This is a genomic window from Streptococcus sp. 9903 (assembly GCF_013276625.1).
In the GTDB taxonomy this organism is placed as follows: Bacteria; Bacillota; Bacilli; order Lactobacillales; family Streptococcaceae; genus Streptococcus.
In genome coordinates, this window is sequence record NZ_VMLI01000018.1 from 1 (window position 1) to 1,999 (window position 1,999).

The 1,999-nt window shown below is 39.6% G+C and carries 2 protein-coding genes; both read left to right on the plus strand.

Annotation, left to right across the window (positions count from 1 at the left end; translation table 11 throughout):
* The coding region (locus HT696_RS10545; protein ID WP_188110406.1) for an LPXTG cell wall anchor domain-containing protein at positions 1-575 on the plus strand (575 nt) is incomplete at its 5' end.
* A 102-nt stretch (positions 576-677) separates the two neighbouring features.
* Positions 678-1,999, plus strand: a 1,322-nt coding sequence (locus tag HT696_RS07785; protein WP_173283510.1) for a G5 domain-containing protein, incomplete at its 3' end; no start/stop codon positions are given.

A 1,999-nucleotide genomic window follows, 5' to 3' on the forward strand; every position in this document is an offset into this window, starting at 1 on the left:
GAAATCCATTAGTACCAGTTGATCCAAACCATCCAGAAAATGGATACAAGGTGCCACCAGTACCAACAAAACCAGGTGAGGATACACCGATTGAGTATGTAAAAGTTCCAAATACACCTAGTCCGGAAGAACCGGTAAAACCAACTCCAGAAAGTAATCATATTACAATCTGGGTGGATGAAAATGGTAAGCCATTGAAACCAGAAAAACCTGGAACTCATGAACCAGGAAATATTCCTGGATACAGATATATTACAACTGTAACAAAAGATGGTGTTACAATTCATAAATTTGAAAAGATAACACCAGTAGAGCCTAATAATCCTGTTCCACAGAAACCGACCACACCGATTCCAACTCCACAAGATCCGACTATTCCAACGCCAGAAAGTCAAATTCCAACTCCAAACACTCCAGAAGCAACTACTCCGACTTCTGAGACAAGTAGAAGAGAGGAATTGCCAAACACAGGTACAGAAGCTAATGCTACCTTGGCTAGCGCTGGTATCATGACCTTGTTAGCTGGTCTAGGATTAGGATTCTTCAAGAAGAAGGAAGAAGATGAGTCCGAATAATATAGAAAACGTTGCTTCCTGCCAAAAGTTGGATTCTTCATCTGGCTTTTGGCTCGAAGTCAACAGCCTATAAACTAAAATAAATGTAAAATTGAGGTAAGTATGTCAAGGCAATCAACTAAGAATAAAAAATACGCTTTACGTAAAATTGGAAAGTTTTTCGGTTCCTGTGCTGTAGCGACTGTCATTACCCTAAGTGGGGCTGCAATAATGGCACCAAATGTTACAGTTTACGCTTCATATACTCTTGCAGATGAGAATAAGAATATTGAAGATTTTTCAAGTTCGGCCAGTGGTTACGAAGTTATTATTCCAAAAGGTAAGCAATACATTCGAAATGATGAGATTGAAAGTAATGGACCTGTTCTCAAAACACCAGGGCATAATGGGCGAAGTTTTATTGTGCCTAAAGATGAAAATGATTCCCATTTTTTTGATCATCCAATGTCAGAATTGTTTACGAAATTGTATGACAAAGATGGTGATGTGGATGAAAAATACAAAAATCCAGAACCTGTAGACAATAGTCATGCGGGGGAAGAGATTGACGGTAAAACTGTCCCATATCGAAGCGAAATAAACCCTAAATATCCTCATGTTGTTGATTCAGGGTTAACTGGTGATGAAACGAATAAACCGGGTGTGTGGAAATACAATCCAGATGGGAAATATGAAGCGAGTGATGGGGTAATTAATGATCAAGATACTATAGTTGTTGCTCGTAGACCGTTTACTGTCAATGAGAACGCTGAAGAAAACGTTGTTAACGATGACGGTTCAGTTGTATTATCGTCTCACTATAGTATCCATGTGAACAAAGGGGATCATATTGACAAGGAGGATGACGTTTACGAAGTCGGAACAAAACCAAAAGTTGTAGAAACACCGATTGATTACCCAACACGTTATGAACGTGATGACAATATCCCAGAAGGTGAAGAACATGTTGAAGTAGCTGGTAAAGCTGGTAAAACAGTTACGACAACAACGTATAAGCTAAACGAAACTACAGGCGAAGTAACACCAAATGAACCAGAAACAGTAACAACAGATCCAGTAACGAAAGTTGTTAAACGTGGAACTCAACCAAAAGTTGTAGAAACACCAATTGATTACCCAACACGTTATGAACGTGATGACAATATCCCAGAAGGTGAAGAACATGTTGAAGTAGCTGGTAAAGCTGGTAAAACAGTTACGACAACAACGTATAAGCTAAACGAAACTACAGGCGAAGTAACACCAAATGAACCAGAAACAGTAACAACAGATCCAGTAACGAAAGTTGTTAAACGTGGTACTCAACCGAAACCAGGAGAAACACCAGAAACTCCACAACCAAAACCAGGAGAAACACCAGAGACTCCACAACCAAAACCAGGAGAAACACCGGAGACTCCACAACCAAAACCAGGAGAAACACC